This window comes from Streptomyces sp. NPDC101237 (assembly GCF_044767465.1).
GTDB classification, from domain to species: domain Bacteria; phylum Actinomycetota; class Actinomycetes; order Streptomycetales; family Streptomycetaceae; genus Streptomyces; species Streptomyces gramineus.
Genome location: NZ_JBIWNY010000021.1, coordinates 131648 through 153472, shown reverse-complemented (window position 1 = coordinate 153472; position 21825 = coordinate 131648). Strand labels below are relative to the sequence as shown.

Sequence of the window (21825 nt, the reverse complement as noted above, 5' to 3'; positions counted from 1 at the left end):
GCGCGCCCCCCCCCCCCCGCCCCCCCGCCCAATGGGGGCCCCCCCGCCCCCCCCCCCCCCCCCGGGCGGCCCCCCCCCCCCCCCCCCCCCCCCCCGCCCCCCCCCCCCCCCCCCACGGGGCTGTCTCGTTTATGCGTCCCTGTTCATGCCGTCAGGACGACCGGCCGATCAGCAGTCCTCGATGTCCTGGGACTTGATGGTGCCGGGCTCCTTGAGGTGGCCCTTCGCGTCACCCGCGGCGGTGATGCGGTGCATGTTGTTCTCCTGACCGTCCTTCCACCACACGCACAGGTGCTTCGTCGTGCTGCAGGTGTTGTGGTAGTAGATGGTCGCCGTGGTGTTCCCGTCGGCCCAGGACCAGTTGAAACAGGGCGTGCTGCCCCGGTGCGTGGACAGGGGCGACACGGTCGCCGCCTGAGCGGGAAGTGTGAAAGCCGCCCCCAGGCCCACTGTCAGAACAGCGGCCGCCAAAGACTTTCCGAGTATCTTCATTACCCATCCCGTTTTTCTGTTCTTTTGAAGCGAAAGCAGGTCAATTCTTCCGCTTCTGGTCGAAGTTGATCTTAGGTGGCGCCCACTGTTCGGGTCAACGGAATTAATACACGGCCTTCTGTACCCATTTGATGGGCATTTTCCGTGATAGGGATAATGTGAGTTCATTCCGGCGGAGCGGTGGCCGAGCGGTGACTTCGGGCATCCCTCGTCGAGGGGGCCGGGCGCGCTCGGGGGCGCATTCGACCCGGCCCTCGCAACCCCCAGGACACCGCCACGGAATCCCTCTGTGGCCTCGCGTGTTACTCCCGTATACATTCCTCGGTTCCGCCTGCAGGCGATGACCTGGCCCAGGATCGCTACCATGGGCACTCCGGAGCCTGACCGGGGGACCCGGATCGCGCACGAGGAGCCCTCTTGCCAGACGAGGCCCAGCCACTGACCGCCGCCAAGCCCGAGCCCGCCTCGGCGCCCGCGGCCAAGCCCGCGCCGAACGTGTCGCAGACCAAGAACGACACCCGTGGGCCGGTCGAGCACGCCCAGTCCGCGCCCGCCGAGAAGTCGGCCGAGACCTCGCGCCCCAAACCGGCCCCGGCCGAGCGTTCCACGACCCGGCCCAACAGCGGCCAGCCCGCGCGCACCGGCTCCTCCAACCGCGTCCGCGCCCGCCTGGCGCGTCTCGGCGTGCAGCGCGCCAACCCGTACAACCCGGTCCTGGAGCCGCTGCTGCGCATAGTCCGCAGCAACGACCCCAAGATCGAGAACGCCACGCTGCGCCAGATCGAGCGCGCCTACCAGGTCGCCGAGCGCTGGCACCGCGGCCAGAAGCGCAAGAGCGGCGACCCTTACATCACCCACCCGCTCGCGGTGACCACGATCCTCGCCGAGCTGGGCATGGACCCGGCGACCCTGATGGCCGGCCTGCTGCACGACACCGTCGAGGACACCGAGTACGGCCTGGAGGACCTGCGCCGCGACTTCGGCGACGTCGTCGCGCTGCTCGTGGACGGCGTGACCAAGCTGGACAAGGTCAAGTTCGGCGAGGCCGCGCAGGCCGAGACCGTGCGCAAGATGGTCGTCGCCATGGCCAAGGACCCGCGCGTCCTGGTCATCAAGCTCGCCGACCGCCTGCACAACATGCGCACCATGCGCTACCTCAAGCGCGAGAAGCAGGAGAAGAAGGCGCGCGAGACCCTGGAGATCTACGCGCCGCTCGCCCACCGCCTGGGCATGAACACCATCAAGTGGGAGCTGGAGGACCTCGCCTTCGCGATCCTCTACCCCAAGATGTACGACGAGATCGTCCGGCTGGTGGCCGAGCGGGCACCGAAGCGCGACGAGTACCTGGCCATAGTGACCGACGAGGTCCAGGCCGACCTGCGGGCCGCCCGCATCAAGGCCACCGTCACCGGCCGCCCGAAGCACTACTACAGCGTCTACCAGAAGATGATCGTCCGCGGCCGGGACTTCGCGGAGATCTACGACCTGGTGGGCATCCGCGTCCTGGTGGACACCGTCCGCGACTGCTACGCGGCCCTGGGCACCGTCCACGCGCGCTGGAACCCGGTTCCGGGGCGCTTCAAGGACTACATCGCGATGCCCAAGTTCAACATGTACCAGTCGCTGCACACGACGGTCATCGGCCCCAACGGCAAGCCGGTCGAACTCCAGATCCGCACGTTCGACATGCACCGCCGCGCCGAGTACGGCATCGCCGCGCACTGGAAGTACAAGCAGGAGGCCGTCGCGGGCGCCTCCAAGGTCCGCACCGACGTGCCGAAGTCGTCCGGCAAGGGCAAGGACGACCACCTCAACGACATGGCGTGGCTGCGGCAGTTGCTGGACTGGCAGAAGGAGACCGAGGACCCCAGCGAGTTCCTGGAGTCCCTGCGCTTCGACCTGTCCCGCAACGAGGTCTTCGTCTTCACCCCCAAGGGCGACGTCATAGCGCTGCCCGCCGGGGCCACCCCGGTCGACTTCGCGTACGCCGTGCACACCGAGGTCGGCCACCGCACGATAGGCGCCCGCGTCAACGGCCGTCTGGTCCCGCTCGAATCCACCCTGGACAACGGCGACCTGGTCGAGGTCTTCACGTCCAAGGCGCCGGGCGCCGGCCCCTCCCGGGACTGGCTCGGCTTCGTCAAGTCGCCGCGGGCCCGCAACAAGATCCGCGCCTGGTTCTCCAAGGAGCGCCGGGACGAGGCGATCGAGCAGGGCAAGGACGCCATCGTCCGCGCGATGCGCAAGCAGAACCTGCCGATCCAGCGCATCCTCACCGGGGACTCGCTGGTCACGCTCGCGCACGAGATGCGCTACCCGGACATCTCCTCGCTGTACGCGGCGATCGGCGAGGGCCACGTCGCCGCGCAGAACGTCGTGCAGAAGCTGGTGCAGGCGCTCGGCGGCGAGGAGGCCGCCACCGAGGAGATCGACGAGGCGGTACCGCCGTCCCGGACCCGCGGCCGCAAGCGGCGCAGCAACCAGGACCCCGGCGTGGTCGTGAAGGGCGTCGACGACGTGTGGGTCAAGCTGGCCCGCTGCTGCACCCCGGTGCCCGGCGACCCGATCATCGGGTTCGTCACCCGCGGCAGCGGTGTGTCGGTTCACCGCAGCGACTGCGTCAACGTGGACTCACTGTCCAGGGAACCCGAGCGGATCCTCGACGTCGAATGGGCACCCACCCAGTCCTCGGTCTTCCTGGTCGCCATCCAGGTCGAGGCGCTGGACCGCTCCCGGCTCCTGTCGGACGTCACCCGCGTCCTGTCCGACCAGCACGTCAACATCCTGTCCGCGGCCGTCCAGACGTCCCGCGACCGGGTGGCCACCTCGCGGTTCACCTTCGAGATGGGCGACCCCAAGCACCTGGGCCACGTCCTGAAGGCCGTGCGCGGCGTGGAGGGCGTCTACGACGTCTACCGGGTCACGTCGGCCCGCAACCGCTCCTAGCGGCGGCAACCGCTCCCGGCGGCGCCGCACACGACGAGAGGGGCCCCGTACGACGCGTACGGGGCCCCTCTCGTCGTTACCGCCCTGCGCGGGCCCGCGTCAGCCGCCGAACTCCTGGAGGCCCTTCAGGGCCTGGTCCAGGAGCGCCTGGCGGCCCTCCAGCTCACGCTCCAGCTTCTCCGCCCTCGACGTGTTGCCCTGCGCGCGGGCCTGGTCGATCTGCGTCCGCAGCTTGTCCACGGCGCCCTGCAGCTGGCCGGTCAGACCCGCGGCACGCGCACGCGCCTCCGGGTTGGTCCGCCGCCACTCGGCCTCCTCGGCCTCCTGGATGGCCCGGTCGACCGTGTGCATCCGGCCCTCGACCTTCGGACGCGCGTCGCGCGGCACGTGCCCGATGGCCTCCCAGCGCTCGTTGATCGAGCGGAAGGCGGACCGCGCGGACTTCAGGTCCGTGATCGGCAGGAGCCGCTCGGCCTCGACGGCCAGCTCCTCCTTCAGCTTCAGGTTCTCGGTCTGCTCCGCGTCCCGCTCGGCGAAGGCGGACCCGCGGGCCGCGAAGAACACGTCCTGGGCGCCGCGGAAGCGGTTCCACAGGTCGTCCTCGTGCTCGCGCTGGGCGCGGCCCGCGGCCTTCCACTCCGTCATCAGCTCGCGGTAGCGCGCGGCCGTCGGACCCCAGTCCGTCGAGCCCGAGAGCGACTCGGCCTCGGCGACCAGCTTCTCCTTGGCCTTGCGGGCGTCCTCGCGCTGCGAGTCGAGCTGCGCGAAGTGCGCCTTGCGGCGCTTGGAGAACGCCGACCGGGCGTGCGAGAAGCGGTGCCACAGCTCGTCGTCCGACTTGCGGTCCAGGCGCGGCAGACCCTTCCAGGTGTCCACCAGCGCGCGCAGCCGCTCACCGGCCGACCGCCACTGGTCGGACTGGGCCAGCTGCTCCGCCTCGACGACCAGGTCCTCCTTGGCCTTGCGGGCCTCGTCGGACTGCTTGGCGCGCTGCGCCCGGCGCTCCTCGCGACGCGACTCCACCGTCTTCACCAGCTCGTCGAGCCGGTCCCGCAGCGCCTGCAGGTCACCGACCGCGTGGTGCGCCTCCACCTGCTCGCGCAGGTGGTCGATGGCCACCTGGGCGTCCTTGGCGGACAGGTCGGTGGTGCGCACTCGCTTCTCGAGGAGGCCGATCTCGACAACCAGGCCCTCGTACTTGCGCTCGAAGTAGGCCAGCGCCTCGTCAGGGGAGCCGGCCTGCCAGGAACCGACGACCTGCTCGCCGTCGGCCGTACGCACGTACACGGTCCCCGTCTCGTCGACGCGGCCCCACGGGTCGCTGCTCACAGCGCCTCCTCCACATGATGCCCGCGAGGGGCCTCAGCGCCCCCGGGCATCGTCCACAGTTTCGTCACGGCCAACATAGGCGACCGGCGGGTTGCCTGTCCGCATCCCGCGCGACCGAAATTACGCAGTCGGACCTCAGGATTTCGTGACCGTCGCCTTGTTGATGACGACCGTCGCGTTCGGGGCCCCGTCGCCCGCTCCGGTGCTCTCACCGGCGGCCGCGATCTTCTTCAGGACCTTGAGTCCGGCGGCGTCCACCGTGCCGAACGGGGCGTAGCTGGGCGGCAACTGGCTGTCCTGGTAGACCAGGAAGAACTGGCTGCCACCGGTGTGCTTCTGGCCGGTGTTGGCCATCGCGATCGTGCCCGCCGGGTAGACACCGCCCTTGAGGCTCTTGTCCTTCAGGTTCTCGTCGGGGAGCGTGTAGCCGGGACCGCCGCTGCCGGTGCCCGTCGGGTCGCCGCACTGCAGCACGTAGATGCCGTTGGTGGTGAGCCGGTGGCACTTCGTGTGGTCGAAGTAGCCCTTCGACGCGAGGAAGTCGAAGGAGTTCACCGTGTGCGGGGCGGCCGCCGTCTTCAGCGCGATGCCGATGTCACCGCACGTCGTCGCCAGCTTCATGGTGTAGTCGGCCGACGTGTCGATGGACATCGCCGGCTCCTTCTTCCAGCTGAGCTTCGCCACCTTGCCGGCGGCGGGCTTCCCGCACGGGTCCGCCGGCTTGCTGGCGCTGGGCGCCGCGCTCGGCGTCGTGTCCGAGCCGACGTTGGCCTTGTCGTCGTTCTTCAGCACGCCGGTCGTGTACAGGGCGACGCTGCCGATCACGATCACGCCGAGCACGGACGCGATCACGGAATTGCGCATGCGTGACTTGCGACGCGCGCTGGTGCGCCGCTGCTGCTGCCGCAAGAACTTCTCCCGGGCGAGCTGACGCCGCCGCTGCTCCTGGCTGACCACCGGGTTCTCTCCTCATGCGTGTCGTATGTCGACCGGTACGCGTGCGTCCTGTGCGTTGTGTGAGCCGACCACTGCGTGTAGCCCCGTACCGTATATGGGTTCGCTGAGGAAACGGCAGCGCCGGTAGGCTCTGCACCACAGCTTGTAGCCACCCGAACCGACACAACGAAGGACGATCGTGCTCATTGCCGGGTTCCCCGCCGGGGCCTGGGGGACGAACTGTTATCTCGTCGCCCCCGCCGCCGGTGCGGAGTGCGTGATCATCGACCCCGGCCACCAGGCCGCCGAGGGCGTCGAGGAAGCACTGAAGAAGCATCGGCTCAAGCCCGTCGCCGTCGTCCTCACCCACGGCCACATCGACCACGTGGCCTCGGTCGTCCCCGTGTGCGGCGCCCACGACGTGCCGGCCTGGATCCACCCCGAGGACCGGTACATGATGAGTGACCCCGAGAAGGCGCTCGGCCGGTCCATCGGCATGCCGCTGATGGGCGAGCTGACGGTGGGGGAGCCCGACGACGTCCGTGAACTGACCGACGGCGCACGGCTGGAGCTGGCCGGACTCGAGTTCTCCGTCGCGCACGCACCGGGTCATACCAAGGGGTCGGTGACCTTCCAGATGCCGGAGACGGCCGACATCCCCTCGGTCTTCTTCTCGGGCGATCTGCTCTTCGCCGGCTCCATCGGACGCACGGACCTGCCGGGCGGCTCCATGGACGACATGATGGCCTCACTGGCCCGGGTCTGCCTGCCGCTCGACGACTCCACCGTGGTGCTGTCCGGCCACGGCCCCCAGACGACCATCGGCCAGGAGCGCGCCACCAACGCCCATCTGCGACAGGCGGCCGCCGGCCAGGGAGCGCACGCCGACGCTCCCCGACGAGGAATGTGACGAGACTTCCGTGAGCACCTTCCAGGCCCCCAAGGGCACCTACGACCTGATCCCGCCGGACAGCGCCAAGTACCTGGCCGTCCGCGAGGCGATCGCCGCGCCGCTGCGCAACTCCGGCTACGGCTACATCGAGACCCCTGGTTTTGAGAACGTCGAGCTGTTCGCGCGCGGTGTCGGCGAGTCCACCGACATCGTCACCAAGGAGATGTACGCGTTCGAGACGAAGGGCGGCGACAGGCTGGCCCTGCGTCCCGAGGGCACCGCGTCCGTCCTGCGCGCGGCCCTGGAGGCGAACCTCCACAAGACCGGCAACCTGCCCGTCAAGCTCTGGTACTCCGGCTCGTACTACCGCTACGAGCGTCCGCAGAAGGGCCGTTACCGCCACTTCTCGCAGGTCGGTGCCGAGGCCATCGGCGCGGAGGACCCGGCGCTCGACGCCGAACTGATCATCCTGGCCGACCAGGCGTACCGCTCGCTCGGTCTGCGCGCGTTCCGCGTCCTGCTGAACAGCCTGGGCGACAAGGAGTGCCGTCCGGTGTACCGGGCCGCGCTCCAGGACTTCCTGCGCGGCCTCGACCTCGACGAGGACACCCTGCGCCGCGCGGAGATCAACCCGCTCCGGGTCCTGGACGACAAACGGGAGTCGGTGCAGAAGCAGTTGGGCGACGCCCCGCTGCTGCGCGACTACCTCTGCGACGCCTGCAAGGCGTACCACGAGGAGGTCCGCGAGCTGATCACGGCCGCGGGCGTCGCCTTCGAGGACGACCCGAAGCTGGTCCGCGGCCTGGACTACTACACGCGTACGACCTTCGAGTTCGTCCACGACGGCCTGGGCTCCCAGTCCGCGGTGGGCGGCGGCGGCCGCTACGACGGCCTCTCCGAGATGATCGGCGGCCCCGCGCTGCCGTCGGTGGGCTGGGCGCTCGGCGTCGACCGCACGGTCCTCGCCCTGGAGGCCGAGGGCGTCGAGCTGGACCTGCCCTCCGCCACCAGCGTCTTCGCGGTGCCGCTCGGCGAGGAGGCCCGCCGGATCCTGTTCGCCAAGGTCACCGAGTTGCGCCGGGCGGGCGTCGCGGCGGACTTCTCCTACGGCGGCAAGGGTCTCAAGGGCGCGATGAAGAACGCCAACCGCAGCGGGGCCCGCTACACGATCGTCGCCGGCGAGCGCGACCTCGCCGAGGGCGTCGTCCAGCTCAAGGACATGGAGTCCGGCGAGCAGACGTCGATCGGCGTGAACGAGATCGTGGCGGAGCTGGAGTCGAGGCTGGGCTGAGCCCGGGGGAGTGAGGGGGCCGGCGCCCCCTCACTCCCGCGGTCCGCCCGAGCGCGGGCCGTCAACTCGGCGGTTGCCGATTCGCCCTGCCGGACGATTCCCGTCCGGGGGCCGCCCCGCGCGCGTGCCCGCCGCCGGATCCGTGCCGAGGACCTGGGCCTCGCCGCCGTCCCGGCTCCGGCCCCCGGAGGATCTCCACCGTCGTGCTCCTGCCCGCCCCGTCGGATCCGAGCAGGCCGGACAGCTCGCCGTGCCGTATGCCCAGGTCGATGCCGTCCACCGCCGTCACGCCCCCGTCCCGCTCGCCCGGCCCCCGGGCGTCCAGCGCGGGGTCGTCCGCGTGTGCGGCCATGGCTCGATCATCGGCCAAAACCGGACTTTCCGTGACGGTCGCGGGTACGTCCTTATGTCCACCGAACGGTGCACAGGGCACCTCGTGCGGCACAATGGCCCCTGCCCGAAGGAGTTCCCACTCTCAACCAGACGGAATCGGCGTGATGAGCAAGACGACAGTCAACGACGTCTCCACCGAGCCCGGGCCCGAGCACCCCTCCGCGGCGCCGCGCACCGAGGGCGGCAGCATCGCCTTCGGGCTGTTGCTGATCATCACCGGCGCCGCCGGACTGCTGGCCGCCTGGGTCATCACGATCGACAAGTTCAAGCTGCTGGAAGCCAAGGTCGAGGGCAAGACCTTCACCCCCGGGTGCAGCCTCAACCCGGTGGTCTCCTGCGGCAGCGTCATGGAGTCCAAGCAGGCCGCCGCCTTCGGCTTCCCGAACCCGATGCTCGGCCTGGTCTGCTACGGCATCGTCGTCTGTGTCGGCATGAGCCTGCTGGCCCGCGCCCGCTTCCCGCGCTGGTACTGGCTGACCTTCAACTTCGGCACCCTCTTCGGTGTCGCGTTCTGCACCTGGCTGCAGTTCCAGTCCCTGTACCGGATCAACGCGCTGTGCCTGTGGTGCTCGCTGGCCTGGGTCGCCACGATCACCATGTTCTGGTACGTGACCTCCTTCAACGTCCGCAAGGGCTTCCTGCCGGCCCCGACCTGGCTCAGGTCCTTCTTCGGCGAGTTCACCTGGGTCCTGCCGGTCCTGCACGTCGGCGTCATCGGCATGCTGATCCTGACCCGCTGGTGGGACTTCTGGACCAGCTGACAGCGCGCGCCGCGTTGTCAGTGCCGTGAACTAGGGTTTCAGCGTGGAACCCGATCTGTTCACCGCAGCCGCAGAAGAACGCCAGGAGAAGGATCCGGCCGGCAGCCCCCTGGCGGTGCGGATGCGCCCGCGCACCCTCGACGAGGTGGTGGGCCAGCAGCACCTGCTGAAGCCGGGTTCCCCGCTGCGCAGACTGGTCGGCGAGGGTTCCGGCGGTCCGGCGGGGCCCTCCTCGGTGATCCTCTGGGGTCCGCCCGGCACCGGCAAGACGACCCTCGCCTACGTCGTCTCCAAGGCGACCGACAAGCGGTTCGTGGAGCTCTCCGCGATCACCGCGGGCGTCAAGGAGGTCCGCGCGGTCATCGACGGCGCCCGCCGCGCCACCGGCGGCTACGGCAAGGAGACCGTCCTCTTCCTCGACGAGATCCACCGCTTCAGCAAGGCCCAGCAGGACTCCCTGCTCCCGGCCGTCGAGAACCGCTGGGTCACCCTGATCGCGGCGACCACCGAGAACCCGTACTTCTCGGTGATCTCCCCGCTGCTCTCCCGGTCCCTGCTGCTCACCCTCGAACCGCTCACCGACGACGACGTCCGAGGCCTGCTGCGCCGGGCCCTGACCGACGAGCGCGGCCTCAAGGGCTCCGTCGCCCTCCCCGCGGACACCGAGGAGCACCTGCTGCGGATCGCCGGCGGCGACGCCCGCCGGGCCCTGACCGCCCTGGAGGCCGCCGCCGGCGCCGCCCTCGACAAGGGCGCCGCGGAGATCGGCCTGGAGACCCTGGAGGAGGTCGTCGACCGGGCAGCGGTCAAGTACGACCGGGACGGCGACCAGCACTACGACGTCGCCAGCGCCCTCATCAAGTCCATCCGCGGCTCCGACGTCGACGCGGCCCTGCACTACCTGGCCCGGATGATCGAGGCCGGCGAGGACCCCCGGTTCATCGCCCGCCGCCTGATGATCTCCGCCAGCGAGGACATCGGCCTCGCCGACCCGAACGCGCTGCCCCTGGCGGTGGCCGCCGCCCAGGCCGTGGCCATGATCGGCTTCCCCGAGGCCGCCCTCACCCTCAGCCACACCACCATCGCCCTGGCCCTGGCCCCCAAGTCGAACTCGGCGACCACGGCGATCGGCGCCGCCCTGGAGGACGTGCGCAAGGGACTGGCCGGACAGGTGCCCGCGCACCTGCGCGACGGCCACTACAAGGGCGCCGCCAAGCTGGGCCACGCGCAGGGGTACGTCTACCCGCACGACGTGCCCGAGGGCATCGCCGAGCAGCAGTACGCCCCGGACCCGATCAAGGACCGCGAGTACTACAGCCCGACCCGGCACGGCACCGAGGCACGGTACGCGGACGCGGTGGAGTGGACCAGGAAGCACCTCGGTCGCAGGCGGTCCTGAGCGGCCTGTAGAATCCCTCGAAGCGCTGAGTCCCGCGCTGTCAGAGCGGGACAGTCGGCCGGAGTCTCCGCGAGGAGGCACCAGGAGCGTCGCGCACCGTCGAACGGTGTCGCGGGCAGCCCACCACCACTCGCCGTACGGCGGGACCGGTCGGTGGGCCACTCGCGTGCTGCACGTATGTGCCCAGAACAGGGGAGCGGCTGCCCACCAGTGCCCGGCAACGGGTCCCGGCGGGTTTCCCCGGCTGCGGATTGCGACCTCCCTTAACCCTGACGAGCCGGATATCAGAAGGAAGAAAGAGACAAGTGGCGAACCAGTCCCGCCCCAAGGTCAAGAAGTCGCGTGCCCTCGGCATCGCGCTGACCCCGAAGGCCGTCAAGTACTTCGAGGCCCGTCCCTACCCGCCGGGTGAGCACGGCCGCGGCCGCAAGCAGAACTCGGACTACAAGGTCCGTCTGCTGGAGAAGCAGCGTCTGCGCGCGCAGTACGACGTGTCCGAGCGTCAGCTCGTCCGCGCCTACGAGCGTGCCTCCAAGGTGCAGGGCAAGACCGGTGAGGCCCTGATCATCGAGCTGGAGCGCCGCCTCGACGCGCTGGTCCTGCGTTCGGGCATCGCCCGCACGATCTACCAGGCCCGCCAGATGGTCGTGCACGGCCACATCCAGGTCAACGGTCAGAAGGTCGACAAGCCGTCCTACCGCGTGCGTCCGGACGACGTCGTCCAGGTCCGCGACCGCTCGAAGGACAAGACGCTCTTCCAGATCGCCCGTGAGGGCGGCTTCGCCCCCGACGGCGAGATCCCGCGCTACCTGCAGGTGAACCTCAAGGCCCTGGCGTTCCGCCTGGACCGCGAGCCGAACCGCAAGGAAGTCCCGATCATCTGTGACGAGCAGCTCGTCGTCGAGTACTACGCCCGCTGACCCCAGCTCCGGCGCGGTACTCCAGCGTCAGCCCGCCGTCTCCCCGCCCTTCCGGGTGGGGGAGGCGGCGGGCTTTCGCATGCCGGTACCGTCCTCGCGCCGCCGTACCGGGCCGCGCGGCGCCGGCAGCGCGTCCAGCGGCCGTTCCCCGGAGCCGTCCAGGGCCCGGGCCACCGCCGCCTCCCCGTCCAGCAGCGCTCCCTGCCGCACGCACTGCGCGTACCGCTCCTCGCCCAGCGCCCGCCTGGCCGTCGCCTCGCACAGCTCGTGCGGGGCGTTGAAGTGGGCGGAGCCGAACAGCGGCAGCCCCACCGACGCCCACATCCGTCCCGCCGCGCCCTGCAGCACCGCGGCCTCCGCCGGATCGCCCTCGGCCGCCGTCACCAGGGCCAGCAGCTCGACCGACAGCACCGAACCCAGCAGGTCCCGGAAGCCGTGCGCATGGCCCAGGCAGTCGGTCAGCAGCGCGCGGGCGCCCGCCGGATCCCCGTCCCGCCAGGCCGCGTACGCCAGCACGTACAGCGCGTACGACCGGGCCCAGCGCTCGCCGTGGTCCTCGCACACCCGGCGCACGTCCTCGCACAGCCGCACCGCCTCCGGCAGATCGCCGAGGAAGGCCCTGGCCATCGCCAGCTCGACCTGGCCCATCAGGACGTTGCTGTTCAGCTCGCCGATCTCCCGGTAGCGGCCGAGCGCCGACCGCAGCAGCGTCTCGGCGCGGGCCATGTCGTCGGTGACCAGGGCCAGACAGCCGGCGCGGTGCTCCGCGTACGCCAGCGCCGTCGCGTCCGCGGCCCGCTCGGCCTCCTCCCGGCACTCCTGGAGCGCCGCCAGCGCGGCCACCGCGTCACCCTGCAGGATCGCCACGTAACCGAGCACCCACAGCGCCTTCAGCCGGGACCGCGGATACGGGGAGTCCAGTACCAGGCTCAGCTCCAGCCAGCGCCGCCCCTCCGAGAGCCGCCCGCAGCCCGCCCAGTGGAACCACAGCGAAGCCGCCAGGTACTGCCCCAGATGCGCCTCGTCCGGCTCGGTCAGACAGTGGTCGAGCGCCGCCCGCAGGTTCGGCAGCTCGGCCTCGACACGCGCCGCCACCTCGCCCTGCCGCGGCGAGAACCAGTCCAGCTCGCACCAGGTCGCCAGCCCCATGAACCAGTCGCGGTGCCGGCGCCGCAGCCGCCCCGCGTCCCCCGCCGCCGCCAGCCACTCGCCGCCGTACGCCCGCACGGTGTCGAGCATCCGGTAGCGCACCCCGGCCGCGGTGTCCTCGCGGGACAGCACCGACTGCGCGAGCAGCTCCGCCAGCACGTCCAGGACGGTCTCGGACGGCAGCCCGTCCCCGCCGCACACGTACTCGGCGGCCTCCAGGTCGAAGGTCCCCGCGAACACCGACAGCCGCGCCCACAGCAACCGCTCGGCGGGAGTGCACAGTTCGTGGCTCCAGCCGATGGCCGTGCGCAGCGTCTGATGACGCGGCAGGCCGTCGCGGCCGCCGCCGGTCAGCAGCCGGAACCGGTCGTCGAGCCGCTCCAGGATCTGCGCGGGCGACAACACCCGCAGCCGGCCCGCCGCCAGCTCGATCGCCAGCGGGATCCCGTCCAGCCGCCGGCACACCTCCCGCACCTGCGCGTGGTCCCGGACCACGAGCCCCTGCCGCTCCGCGCGCTCGGCGAACAGCTCCTCCGCCTCCTCGCGGGCCAGCGGCGCCAGCGGGAACACCCGCTCGCCCGCGACCCCCAGCGGCCGCCGCCCCGCCGCCAGCACGGTCAGGTCCGGCAGCCGCCGCAGCAGCTCGGCCACCAGCCCGGCGCATCCGTCGACCAGGTGCTCGTAACCGTCGAGGAGCAGCAGGCAGCGGCGGCCGTCCAGGTGGTCCAGGAGCGTCCGGCGCGGCTGCCGGGTGGTGTGGTCGGTCAGGCCCAGCGCCTCCACCACGGCGTACTCGACGAACTCCGGATCGCGCACCGCCGACAGCTCCACCCGCCACACCCCGTCCCGGGGCGCCGCCGCGGCCGCCGCCCGGGCCGCGAGCCGGGACTTGCCGACCCCGCCGACCCCGGTCACCGTCACCAGCCGGTCCGACTCCAGGGCCCGGGCCAGCTCGCCGAGTTCGGCCGAGCGGCCCACGAACGCGGTCAGTTCCAGGGGCAGGTTGCCGTCCGCGGAGGGGCCGGGGCGCTGAGGACCTCGCATGGGACACGGAGCGTACTTAACCGTGTTCGGTCCGTACAATCGGTTCCGGCAACTCCGCCGCCCGCGCGCGGTAATCCGGTACGGAGCCCGACGCCCCGCGCGATAGGCTCGGATCTCAATTGATTTTCGCGGAAGAGCGGGAAGCAGGTGCGCACAGTGTCCGGTGGAGAGGTGGCCGGGATCCTGGTGGCCGTCTTCTGGGCGATCCTGGTCTCCTTCCTCGCGGTGGCGCTCGTGAGGCTGGCCCAGACGCTCAGGGCGACCACCAAGCTGGTGGCGGACGTGACCGACCAGGCCGTCCCGCTGCTCGCCGACGCCTCCGCGGCCGTGCGCTCCGCGCAGACCCAGATCGAACGGGTCGACGCGATCGCCTCGGACGTCCAGGAGGTCACCTCCAACGCCTCCGCGCTGTCGTCCACCGTCGCCTCCACCTTCGGCGGGCCGCTGGTCAAGGTCGCCGCGTTCGGCTACGGCGTGCGGCGGGCCCTGTCCGGCCGCAAGGCGGACGTGCCCGCCCGGGAGGCCGGGCGTACCGTGATCGTGGGCCGGACGCTGTCCGCCGCACGGCGGAAGAACCGGGGAAAGTAGGAGCCAGGCTGATGTTCCGCCGAACCTTCTGGTTCACCACCGGTGTCGCCGCCGGTGTCTGGGCCACCACCAAGGTCAACCGCAAGCTCCGGCAGCTGACCCCCGAGAGCCTTGCCGCCACCGCCGCGAACAAGGCGCTGGAGACCGGCCACCGGATCAAGGACCGGGCGGTCGGCTTCGCGCTCGACGTGCGCGAGAACATGGCCCGGCGGGAGGAGGAGCTGGGAGACGCGCTGGGCATCAACGCGGACCCCGAACTCCCCGCGCCCCGGCGGTTCGCCGCCATCGAGAACCACCGCAGCAACCCGAAGTACATCGAGAACACGACGTACTCGTACGACCGGAATGAGGACCACTGATGGAGTCGGCAGAGATCCGCCGCCGCTGGCTGAGCTTCTACGAGGAGCGCGGTCACACCGTCGTCCCTTCGGCGTCGCTCATCGCGGACGACCCGACTCTGCTCCTGGTCCCGGCCGGCATGGTGCCCTTCAAGCCCTACTTCCTCGGCGAGGTCAAGCCGCCGTGGGCCCGCGCCACCAGCGTGCAGAAGTGCGTGCGCACCCCTGACATCGAAGAGGTCGGCAAGACCACCCGGCACGGCACCTTCTTCCAGATGTGCGGCAACTTCTCCTTCGGCGACTACTTCAAGGAAGGCGCCATCAAGTACGCCTGGGAGCTGCTCACCACACCCCAGGACAAGGGCGGTTACGGCCTGGAGCCGGAGAAGCTCTGGATCACCGTCTACAAGGACGACGACGAGGCCGAGCGCATCTGGCACGAGGTCGTGGGCGTGCCGAAGGAGCGCATCCAGCGCCTCGGCATGAAGGACAACTACTGGTCCATGGGCGTCCCCGGCCCCTGCGGCCCCTGCTCCGAGATCAACTACGACCGCGGCCCCGAGTTCGGCGTCGAGGGCGGCCCCGCCGTCAACGACGAGCGGTACGTCGAGATCTGGAACCTCGTCTTCATGCAGTACGAGCGGGGCGAGGGCATCGGCAAGGACAACTTCGAGATCCTCGGAGAGCTGCCGAGCAAGAACATCGACACCGGCCTCGGCCTGGAACGCCTCGCCATGATTCTGCAGGGCGTGCAGAACATGTACGAGATCGACACCTCCATGGCCGTCATCAAGAAGGCCACCGAGCTGACCGGCGTCCACTACGGCGACACCCACGCCTCGGACGTCTCGCTGCGCGTGGTCACCGACCACATGCGCACGTCGGTCATGCTCATCGGCGACGGCGTCACCCCCGGCAACGAGGGCCGCGGCTACGTGCTGCGCCGCATCATGCGCCGCGCCATCCGCAACATGCGGCTCCTCGGCGCCACCGGACCGGTCGTCCTCGACCTCGTCGACACCGTCATCCGGATGATGGGCCAGCAGTACCCCGAACTGGTCACCGACCGCGAGCGCATCGAGAAGGTCGCCGTCGCCGAGGAGAACGCCTTCCTCAAGACGCTGAAGGCCGGCACCAACATCCTCGACACCGCCGTCACCGAGACCAAGGAGTCCGGCGGCACGATCCTCGCCGGCGACAAGGCGTTCCTGCTCCACGACACCTGGGGCTTCCCGATCGACCTCACCCTCGAAATGGCCGCCGAGCAGGGCCTCGCGGTGGACGAGGACGGCTTCCGCCGCCTGATGAAGGAGCAGCGGGAGCGCGCCAAGGCCGACGCCCAGGCCAAGAAGACCGGCCACGCCGGCGCCGGCGCCTACCGCGAGATCGCCGACCGGACCGGCGCCACCGACTTCATCGGCTACAGCGACACCGAGGGCGAGTCCACCATCGTCGGCATCCTCGTCGACGGCGTCTCCTCGCCGGCCGCGACCGAGGGCGACGAGGTCGAGATCGTCCTGGACCGCACCCCGTTCTACGCCGAGGGCGGCGGCCAGATCGGCGACACCGGCCGGATCAAGGTCGACACCGGTGCCGTCATCGAGATCCGCGACACCCAGAAGCCGGTCCCGGGCGTCTACGTCCACAAGGGCGTCGTCCAGGTCGGCGAGGTGACGGTCGGCGCCAAGGCCCACGCCGCGATCGACCAGCGCCGCCGGACCGCCATCGCCCGCGCCCACTCGGCCACCCACCTCACCCACCAGGCGCTGCGCGACGCCCTCGGGCCGACGGCCGCCCAGGCCGGTTCGGAGAACCAGCCCGGCCGCTTCCGCTTCGACTTCGGTTCGCCCTCGGCCGTCCCGACGGCCGTGATGACCGACGTCGAGCAGAAGATCAACGAGGTGCTCGCCCGCGACCTGGACGTGCGCGCCGACATCATGGGCATCGACGAGGCCAAGAAGCAGGGCGCCATCGCCGAGTTCGGCGAGAAGTACGGCGAGCGGGTGCGTGTGGTGACCATCGGCGACTTCTCCAAGGAGCTGTGCGGCGGCACCCACGTGCACAACACCGCCCAGCTGGGCCTGGTGAAGCTGCTCGGCGAGTCGTCGATCGGTTCGGGTGTCCGCCGTATCGAGGCCCTCGTCGGTGTGGACGCCTACAACTTCCTGGCCCGCGAGCACACGGTCGTCGCCCAGCTCCAGGAACTGATCAAGGGCCGCCCGGAGGAGCTTCCGGAGAAGGTCTCCGCCATGCTCGGCAAGCTGAAGGACGCCGAGAAGGAGATCGAGAAGTTCCGCGCCGAGAAGGTGCTGCAGGCCGCCGGCGGCCTCGCCGACTCGGCGAAGGACGTCCGGGGGATCGCCGTGGTGACCGGGCAGGTGCCGGACGGCACGACCGCGGACGACCTGCGCAAGCTCGTCCTCGACGTGCGCGGCCGCATCCAGGGCGGGCGTGCCGCCGTGGTCGCGCTGTTCACGGTCAACAACGGCAAGCCGCTCACGGTCATCGCCACCAACGACGCCGCGCGCGACCGCGGCCTCAAGGCCGGTGACCTGGTCCGCGCCGCCGCCAAGACGCTCGGCGGCGGTGGCGGCGGCAAGCCGGACGTGGCCCAGGGCGGCGGCCAGAACCCGGCTGCCGTGGGCGAGGCCATCGACGCCGTCGAGCGCCTCGTGGCCGAGACCGCCAAGTAAGAGACGGTAAGAAGATGCGCAGAGGACGTCGACTCGCCGTCGACGTCGGGGACGCCCGGATCGGGGTCGCCTCGTGCGACCCCGACGGGATCCTGGCCACCCCGGTCGAGACCGTCCCCGGCCGGGACATCCCCGCCGCCCACCGCCGGCTGCGGCAGCTGGCCGATGAGTACGAGCCGATCGAGGTCGTCGTCGGACTCCCGCGCTCCCTCAAGGGGGGTGAGGGTCCGGCCGCCGTCAAGGTCCGGGCCTTCGCGCAGGAGCTGGCCCAGGGCATCAGTCCGGTGCCGGTCCGGCTGGTCGACGAGCGGATGACGACCGTGACGGCCAGTCAGGGACTGCGCGCCTCGGGGGTGAAGTCCAAGAAGGGCCGGGCGGTGATCGACCAGGCAGCCGCTGTGATCATCCTTCAGCAGGCGCTGGAATCCGAACGGGTGTCAGGTAAGCCACCCGGCGAGGGCGTCGAAGTGGTCATCTGATCGCGATACGGTAACGTTCCGCGCGATGCGATGGTTTTCGAACAGCCACCGCACAGCAAGAGGCGGAACGGTCGGCCGGCCCACCAGCCGCGTGACGCGCCGCCTCGCGGCTCTAGGGGATCGATGACTGAGTATGGCCGGGGCCCAGGCTCCGAACCGTGGCACCCGGAGGACCCGTTGTACGGGGACGACGGGTGGGGAGGTCAGCAGGCCCACGTGGGCCAGCAGTCCCCCTACGGCGGCCAGCCGCAGCACCACCCGCAGCAGTCGCAGCAGAACTACGTCGGCTGGAGCCAGCACCCGCAGGGCGGGTACGACCAGCACCAGGACCCGCAGCAGTACGCGTACTACGACGAGCAGGGGCAGCTCCGCTACACCGACGGACAGGGGCAGCAGCAGTACGACCAGCAGTACGTCGGACAAGCCCAGCAGTACCACCAGGGCGGCGGCTGGGACGCGACCGGAACCCACGGCCAGGTGCCCTACGCGGCCGACCCGGGCGATCCCTACGGCCAGCAGCCGGTGGCGTACGGCGGTGAACAGCCGGACTTCTACGGCACCGAGGACGCCTACCCGCCGCCGGAGCCGCCCGGCCGCCGCCGGCCGGAACCGGAACCGGAATCGCAGGCGGAGCCCGCTGTCGAGGAGGAGCAGCACCCCTTCTTCACGGGTGCCGACGACGACGGCGACGATGACGACGACCCGAAAGGGCGCCGCGGTGGTGGCCGCGGCAAGGACGCGAAGGGCGGCAAGGGCGCCAAGAAACGGCGCAACGGCTGCGCCTGCCTGGTGGTCTGCCTGGTCTTCGGAGGCGGTGCGGCCACGGTCGGGTACTTCGGCTGGCACTTCTACCAGAACCGTTTCGGCCCGGCCCCCGACTACGTCGGCGGCGGCACCGGGTCGGTGACGGTCGAGATCCCGAAGGGTGCCGGGGGGTACGAGATCGCCCGTCGGCTGGAGGACGCCGGCGTCGTCAAGAGCGTGGACGCGTTCGTGGCGGCCCAGTCCCAGAATCCCAACGGAAAAACGATTCAGGCCGGTGCCTATCTCCTGAAGAAGGAGATGTCCGCGGCGAGCGCCGTGAAGCTGATGCTGGATCCGCAGAGCCAGAGCAATGTGGTCGTCAAACCCGGCGAACGCAATGCCTCCGTGTACCAGGCGATCGACAAACGGCTGGAACTGCGGGCCGGTACGACCCAGAGGATCGCCAAGAAGGAATACAAGAGTCTCGGGCTGCCCTCGTGGGCGAACGGCGGCAGCCGGATCAAGGATCCGCTGGAAGGCTTCCTCTACCCGACCACCTATCCCGCGGCCAAGGGCATGAAGCCCGAGGCGATCCTCAAGAGCATGGTGGCCGCGGCCAAGGAGCAGTACGCGACCTACGATCTCGCGGCCCAGGCAAAGAAGTTCGACCTGGACAACCCGCTCCAGGTGATCACGGTGGCGAGCCTCGTGCAGGCCGAGGGCAAGACGCAGGACGACTTCCGCAAGATGGCGGAAGTCATCTACAACCGTCTCCAGCCCACGAACACCGAGACCAACCAGAAGCTGCAATTCGACTCGACCTTCAACTATCTGAAGGGCACCAGCAACATCCATATCAGCGAGTCGGAGATCAACAGCAATCAGGACCCGTACAACACGTACACCCAGAAGGGTCTCCCGCCCGGTCCGATCGGCAACCCCGGCGACGAGGCGCTGAAGGCGGCACTGGATCCGACCGACGACGGCTGGATCTATTTCGTGGCGACCGACGGCCAGAACAACACCGAATTCGCGAAGACCTATCAGGAATTCCAGCAGCTCAAGGAAAAGTTCAATGCCACCTCGGGCCACTGAAGCCCGTCGGGCCGCCGTGCTCGGTAAGCCCATCGCCCACTCGCTCTCCCCGGTGCTGCACCGGGCCGCGTACGACGAACTCGGGCTCACCGACTGGTCGTACGAGCGCTTCGAGGTCGACGAGGCCGCGCTGCCCGGCTTCCTCGGGCAGCTGGGTCCCGAGTGGGCGGGGCTGTCGCTGACCATGCCGCTGAAGCGGGCGGTGATCCCGCTGGTCGACGAGATCACCGAGACAGCCGCCTCGGTCGACGCGGTCAACACGGTCGTCCTCGCGGAGGACGGCCGCCGGCTCGGGGACAACACCGACATCCCGGGCATGGTCGCCGCGCTGCGGGAACACGGCATCGAGCAGGTCGAGACCGCCGCCGTCCTCGGCGCCGGGGCGACCGCCTCCTCCGCGCTGGCCGCGCTCGCCCGGATCTGCACCGGCGAGGTCGTCGCCTACGTCCGCAGCGAGGAACGCGCCGCCGAGATGCGGCACTGGGGCGAGCGGCTCGACGTCGAGGTGCGGACCGCCGACTGGGCCGACGCCGAACAGGCCCTGCACGCCCCGCTGGTGATCGCCACGACCCCCGCCGGTACGACCGACGGCCTCGCCGCCGCCGTGCCGGAGCGCCCCGCCACGCTGTTCGACGTGCTCTACCACCCCTGGCCCACGGCCCTGGCCGCCCGCTGGTCCATGTTCGGCGGGGCCGTCGTCAGCGGCCTCGACCTCCTGGTGCACCAGGCCGTTCTCCAGGTCGAACAGATGACCGGCCGCGGGCCCGCGCCCCTGGAGGTCATGCGCCGGGCGGGCGAGAAGGCGCTTTCCGAGCGCTGAGCGCTCCGCCCGCGCCCCGGCGACAGGCCCGGCCGCGGCTTCGTCGTGGCTGGTCGCGCGGTTCCCCGCGCCCCCTCGGAGCGCCGCGGGACCGCGGGGATGTCCGCCCGGCCGGCTGGTCCGGGCCCCCGCGGGGCCGGCGCGTCCGCGTCCGTCTGCTGGACCGGCGGCCGGGTTCACCGCGCGGACGTGGGAGGATCGGAGACGGCGGACCGGAGCCGCGCACCCGGTCGGGCCGTCGCCGTACGCGAGGACGCGTGTACGCAGGCAGTACCAGAGCGCGAGCACTGAGGAGCAACGTTGAGCAGGCTGCGTTGGCTGACCGCGGGGGAGTCCCACGGTCCCGCACTTGTCGCGACGCTGGAGGGCCTTCCCGCCGGCGTGCCGATCACGACCGAGATGGTCGCGGACCATCTCGCGCGGCGGCGCCTCGGTTACGGACGCGGTGCCCGCATGAAGTTCGAACAGGACCAGGTCACCTTCCTCGGCGGGGTCCGGCACGGTCTCACGCTCGGCTCCCCGGTCGCGATCATGGTGGGCAACACCGAGTGGCCCAAGTGGGAGCAGGTCATGGCGGCCGACCCGGTCGACCCGGAGATCCTCGCCGGGCTGGCTCGCAACGCCCCGCTGACCCGCCCCCGGCCCGGCCACGCCGACCTGGCCGGCATGCAGAAGTACGGCTTCGACGAGGCCCGGCCGGTGCTGGAGCGGGCCTCGGCGCGGGAGACCGCGGCCCGGGTGGCGCTCGGCGCGGTCGCCCGGTCGTACCTCAAGGAGACGACCGGCGTCGAGATCGTCTCGCATGTCGTCGAGCTGTGCTCGGTGAAGGCGCCGAAGGGCGTCCACCCGACCCCGGCCGACGTCGAGAAGCTGGACGCCGACCCGCTGCGCTGCCTGGACGCCGACGCCTCCAAGGCGATGGTCGCGGAGGTCGACCAGGCCCACAAGGACGGCGACACCCTCGGCGGTGTGGTCGAGGTCCTGGCCTACGGCGTCCCGGTCGGTCTCGGCTCGCACGTCCACTGGGACCGCAAGCTGGACGCCCGGCTCGCCGGAGCCCTGATGGGCATCCAGGCGATCAAGGGCGTCGAGATCGGCGACGGCTTCGACCTCGCCCGGGTCCCCGGCTCCCAGGCCCACGACGAGATCGTCGGCACGCCCGAGGGCATCCGCCGCGCCTCCGGCCGGGCCGGCGGCACCGAGGGCGGCCTGTCCACCGGTGAGCTGCTGCGGGTACGGGCCGCGATGAAGCCGATCGCGACCGTGCCGCGGGCCCTGCAGACCGTCGACGTCGTCACCGGCGAGGCCACCCAGGCCCACCACCAGCGCTCCGACGTCTCCGCGGTGCCGGCCGCCGGCATCGTCGCCGAGGCGATGGTCGCGCTCGTCCTCGCCGACGCGGTGGCGGAGAAGTTCGGCGGCGACTCGGTCGCCGAGACCCGCCGCAACGTCCGGTCGTACCTCGAGAACCTGGCCATCCGGTGACCCCCGCACCGAGGGTGGTGCTGATCGGACC

General features: G+C 70.8%; 17 protein-coding genes. 13 read left to right on the top strand and 4 right to left on the bottom strand.

Annotated features, from left to right (window positions below):
* Positions 1–168 precede the first annotated feature (168 nt).
* Positions 169–405 (bottom strand): hypothetical protein, encoded by a 237-nt coding sequence (locus tag ACIRQ9_RS28975; protein WP_404179685.1) that lies wholly within the window; start codon positions 403–405, stop codon positions 169–171.
* 504 nt (positions 406–909) lie between these two features.
* Here ACIRQ9_RS28975 and ACIRQ9_RS28970 point away from each other — a divergent pair.
* Positions 910–3438, top strand: a complete 2529-nt coding sequence (locus tag ACIRQ9_RS28970) for a RelA/SpoT family protein (RefSeq protein ID WP_404179682.1) — start codon at positions 910–912, stop codon at positions 3436–3438.
* Positions 3439–3537: 99 nt separating this feature from the next.
* On the opposite strand, the gene ACIRQ9_RS28965 is transcribed toward ACIRQ9_RS28970, so the two are convergent.
* A complete protein-coding gene (locus ACIRQ9_RS28965; protein WP_404179679.1) occupies positions 3538–4767 on the bottom strand; it encodes a DUF349 domain-containing protein in 1230 nt (409 codons plus the stop codon).
* A gap of 135 nt (positions 4768–4902) precedes the next feature.
* Complete coding sequence (locus ACIRQ9_RS28960; protein WP_404179676.1) at positions 4903–5724, bottom strand: peptidylprolyl isomerase; 822 nt, start codon at positions 5722–5724, stop codon at positions 4903–4905.
* A gap of 178 nt (positions 5725–5902) precedes the next feature.
* Here ACIRQ9_RS28960 and ACIRQ9_RS28955 point away from each other — a divergent pair, with 178 nt between their 5' ends.
* The 5 genes from ACIRQ9_RS28955 to rpsD all read left to right on the top strand — a co-directional run bounded on the left by ACIRQ9_RS28955 (position 5903) and on the right by rpsD (position 11359).
* Positions 5903–6613, top strand: coding sequence for an MBL fold metallo-hydrolase (locus tag ACIRQ9_RS28955; RefSeq protein ID WP_404179673.1), 711 nt, complete (start codon positions 5903–5905; stop codon positions 6611–6613).
* A gap of 10 nt (positions 6614–6623) precedes the next feature.
* Positions 6624–7886 (top strand): histidine--tRNA ligase, encoded by a 1263-nt coding sequence (gene hisS, locus ACIRQ9_RS28950; protein ID WP_404179670.1) that lies wholly within the window; start codon positions 6624–6626, stop codon positions 7884–7886.
* A 497-nt stretch (positions 7887–8383) separates the two neighbouring features.
* Complete coding sequence (locus ACIRQ9_RS28945) at positions 8384–9040, top strand: vitamin K epoxide reductase family protein (RefSeq protein WP_404179667.1); 657 nt, start codon at positions 8384–8386, stop codon at positions 9038–9040.
* A gap of 43 nt (positions 9041–9083) precedes the next feature.
* The gene (locus ACIRQ9_RS28940) at positions 9084–10439 is read left to right on the top strand and encodes a replication-associated recombination protein A (RefSeq protein ID WP_404179664.1); all 1356 of its coding nucleotides are present in this window, start codon (positions 9084–9086) and stop codon (positions 10437–10439) included.
* A 305-nt stretch (positions 10440–10744) separates the two neighbouring features.
* Positions 10745–11359 (top strand): 30S ribosomal protein S4, encoded by a 615-nt coding sequence (gene rpsD / locus ACIRQ9_RS28935; RefSeq protein ID WP_351320142.1) that lies wholly within the window; start codon positions 10745–10747, stop codon positions 11357–11359.
* A 27-nt stretch (positions 11360–11386) separates the two neighbouring features.
* Here the strand turns inward: rpsD and ACIRQ9_RS28930 are convergent, their stop codons facing one another.
* A complete protein-coding gene (locus ACIRQ9_RS28930) occupies positions 11387–13552 on the bottom strand; it encodes an ATP-binding protein (protein WP_404179661.1) in 2166 nt (721 codons plus the stop codon).
* 147 nt (positions 13553–13699) lie between these two features.
* Here ACIRQ9_RS28930 and ACIRQ9_RS28925 point away from each other — a divergent pair, with 147 nt between their 5' ends.
* The 7 genes from ACIRQ9_RS28925 (at position 13700) to aroC (ending at position 21794) form a co-directional block, all read left to right on the top strand.
* A complete protein-coding gene (locus ACIRQ9_RS28925) occupies positions 13700–14140 on the top strand; it encodes a DUF948 domain-containing protein (RefSeq protein ID WP_404179658.1) in 441 nt (146 codons plus the stop codon).
* Positions 14141–14151: 11 nt separating this feature from the next.
* Entirely contained in the window at positions 14152–14499 is a 348-nt protein-coding gene (locus ACIRQ9_RS28920) for a hypothetical protein (protein ID WP_404179655.1), read from the top strand.
* Positions 14499–17171, top strand: coding sequence for an alanine--tRNA ligase (gene alaS, locus ACIRQ9_RS28915; RefSeq protein WP_404179652.1), 2673 nt, complete (start codon positions 14499–14501; stop codon positions 17169–17171). The genes ACIRQ9_RS28920 and alaS overlap by 1 nt, the downstream gene beginning before the upstream one ends.
* A gap of 14 nt (positions 17172–17185) precedes the next feature.
* Entirely contained in the window at positions 17186–17650 is a 465-nt protein-coding gene (gene ruvX, locus ACIRQ9_RS28910; RefSeq protein WP_404179649.1) for a Holliday junction resolvase RuvX, read from the top strand.
* 123 nt (positions 17651–17773) lie between these two features.
* Positions 17774–19489: an endolytic transglycosylase MltG gene (gene mltG, locus ACIRQ9_RS28905; RefSeq protein ID WP_404179646.1), complete on the top strand. Its 1716-nt coding sequence runs from the start codon at positions 17774–17776 to the stop codon at positions 19487–19489.
* Complete coding sequence (locus tag ACIRQ9_RS28900) at positions 19470–20309, top strand: shikimate dehydrogenase (RefSeq protein ID WP_404179643.1); 840 nt, start codon at positions 19470–19472, stop codon at positions 20307–20309. Before mltG ends, ACIRQ9_RS28900 begins: the two co-directional genes overlap by 20 nt.
* Positions 20310–20609: 300 nt before the next feature.
* The gene (aroC, locus tag ACIRQ9_RS28895) at positions 20610–21794 is read left to right on the top strand and encodes a chorismate synthase (RefSeq protein ID WP_404179640.1); all 1185 of its coding nucleotides are present in this window, start codon (positions 20610–20612) and stop codon (positions 21792–21794) included.
* Positions 21795–21825: the final 31 nt, after the last annotated feature.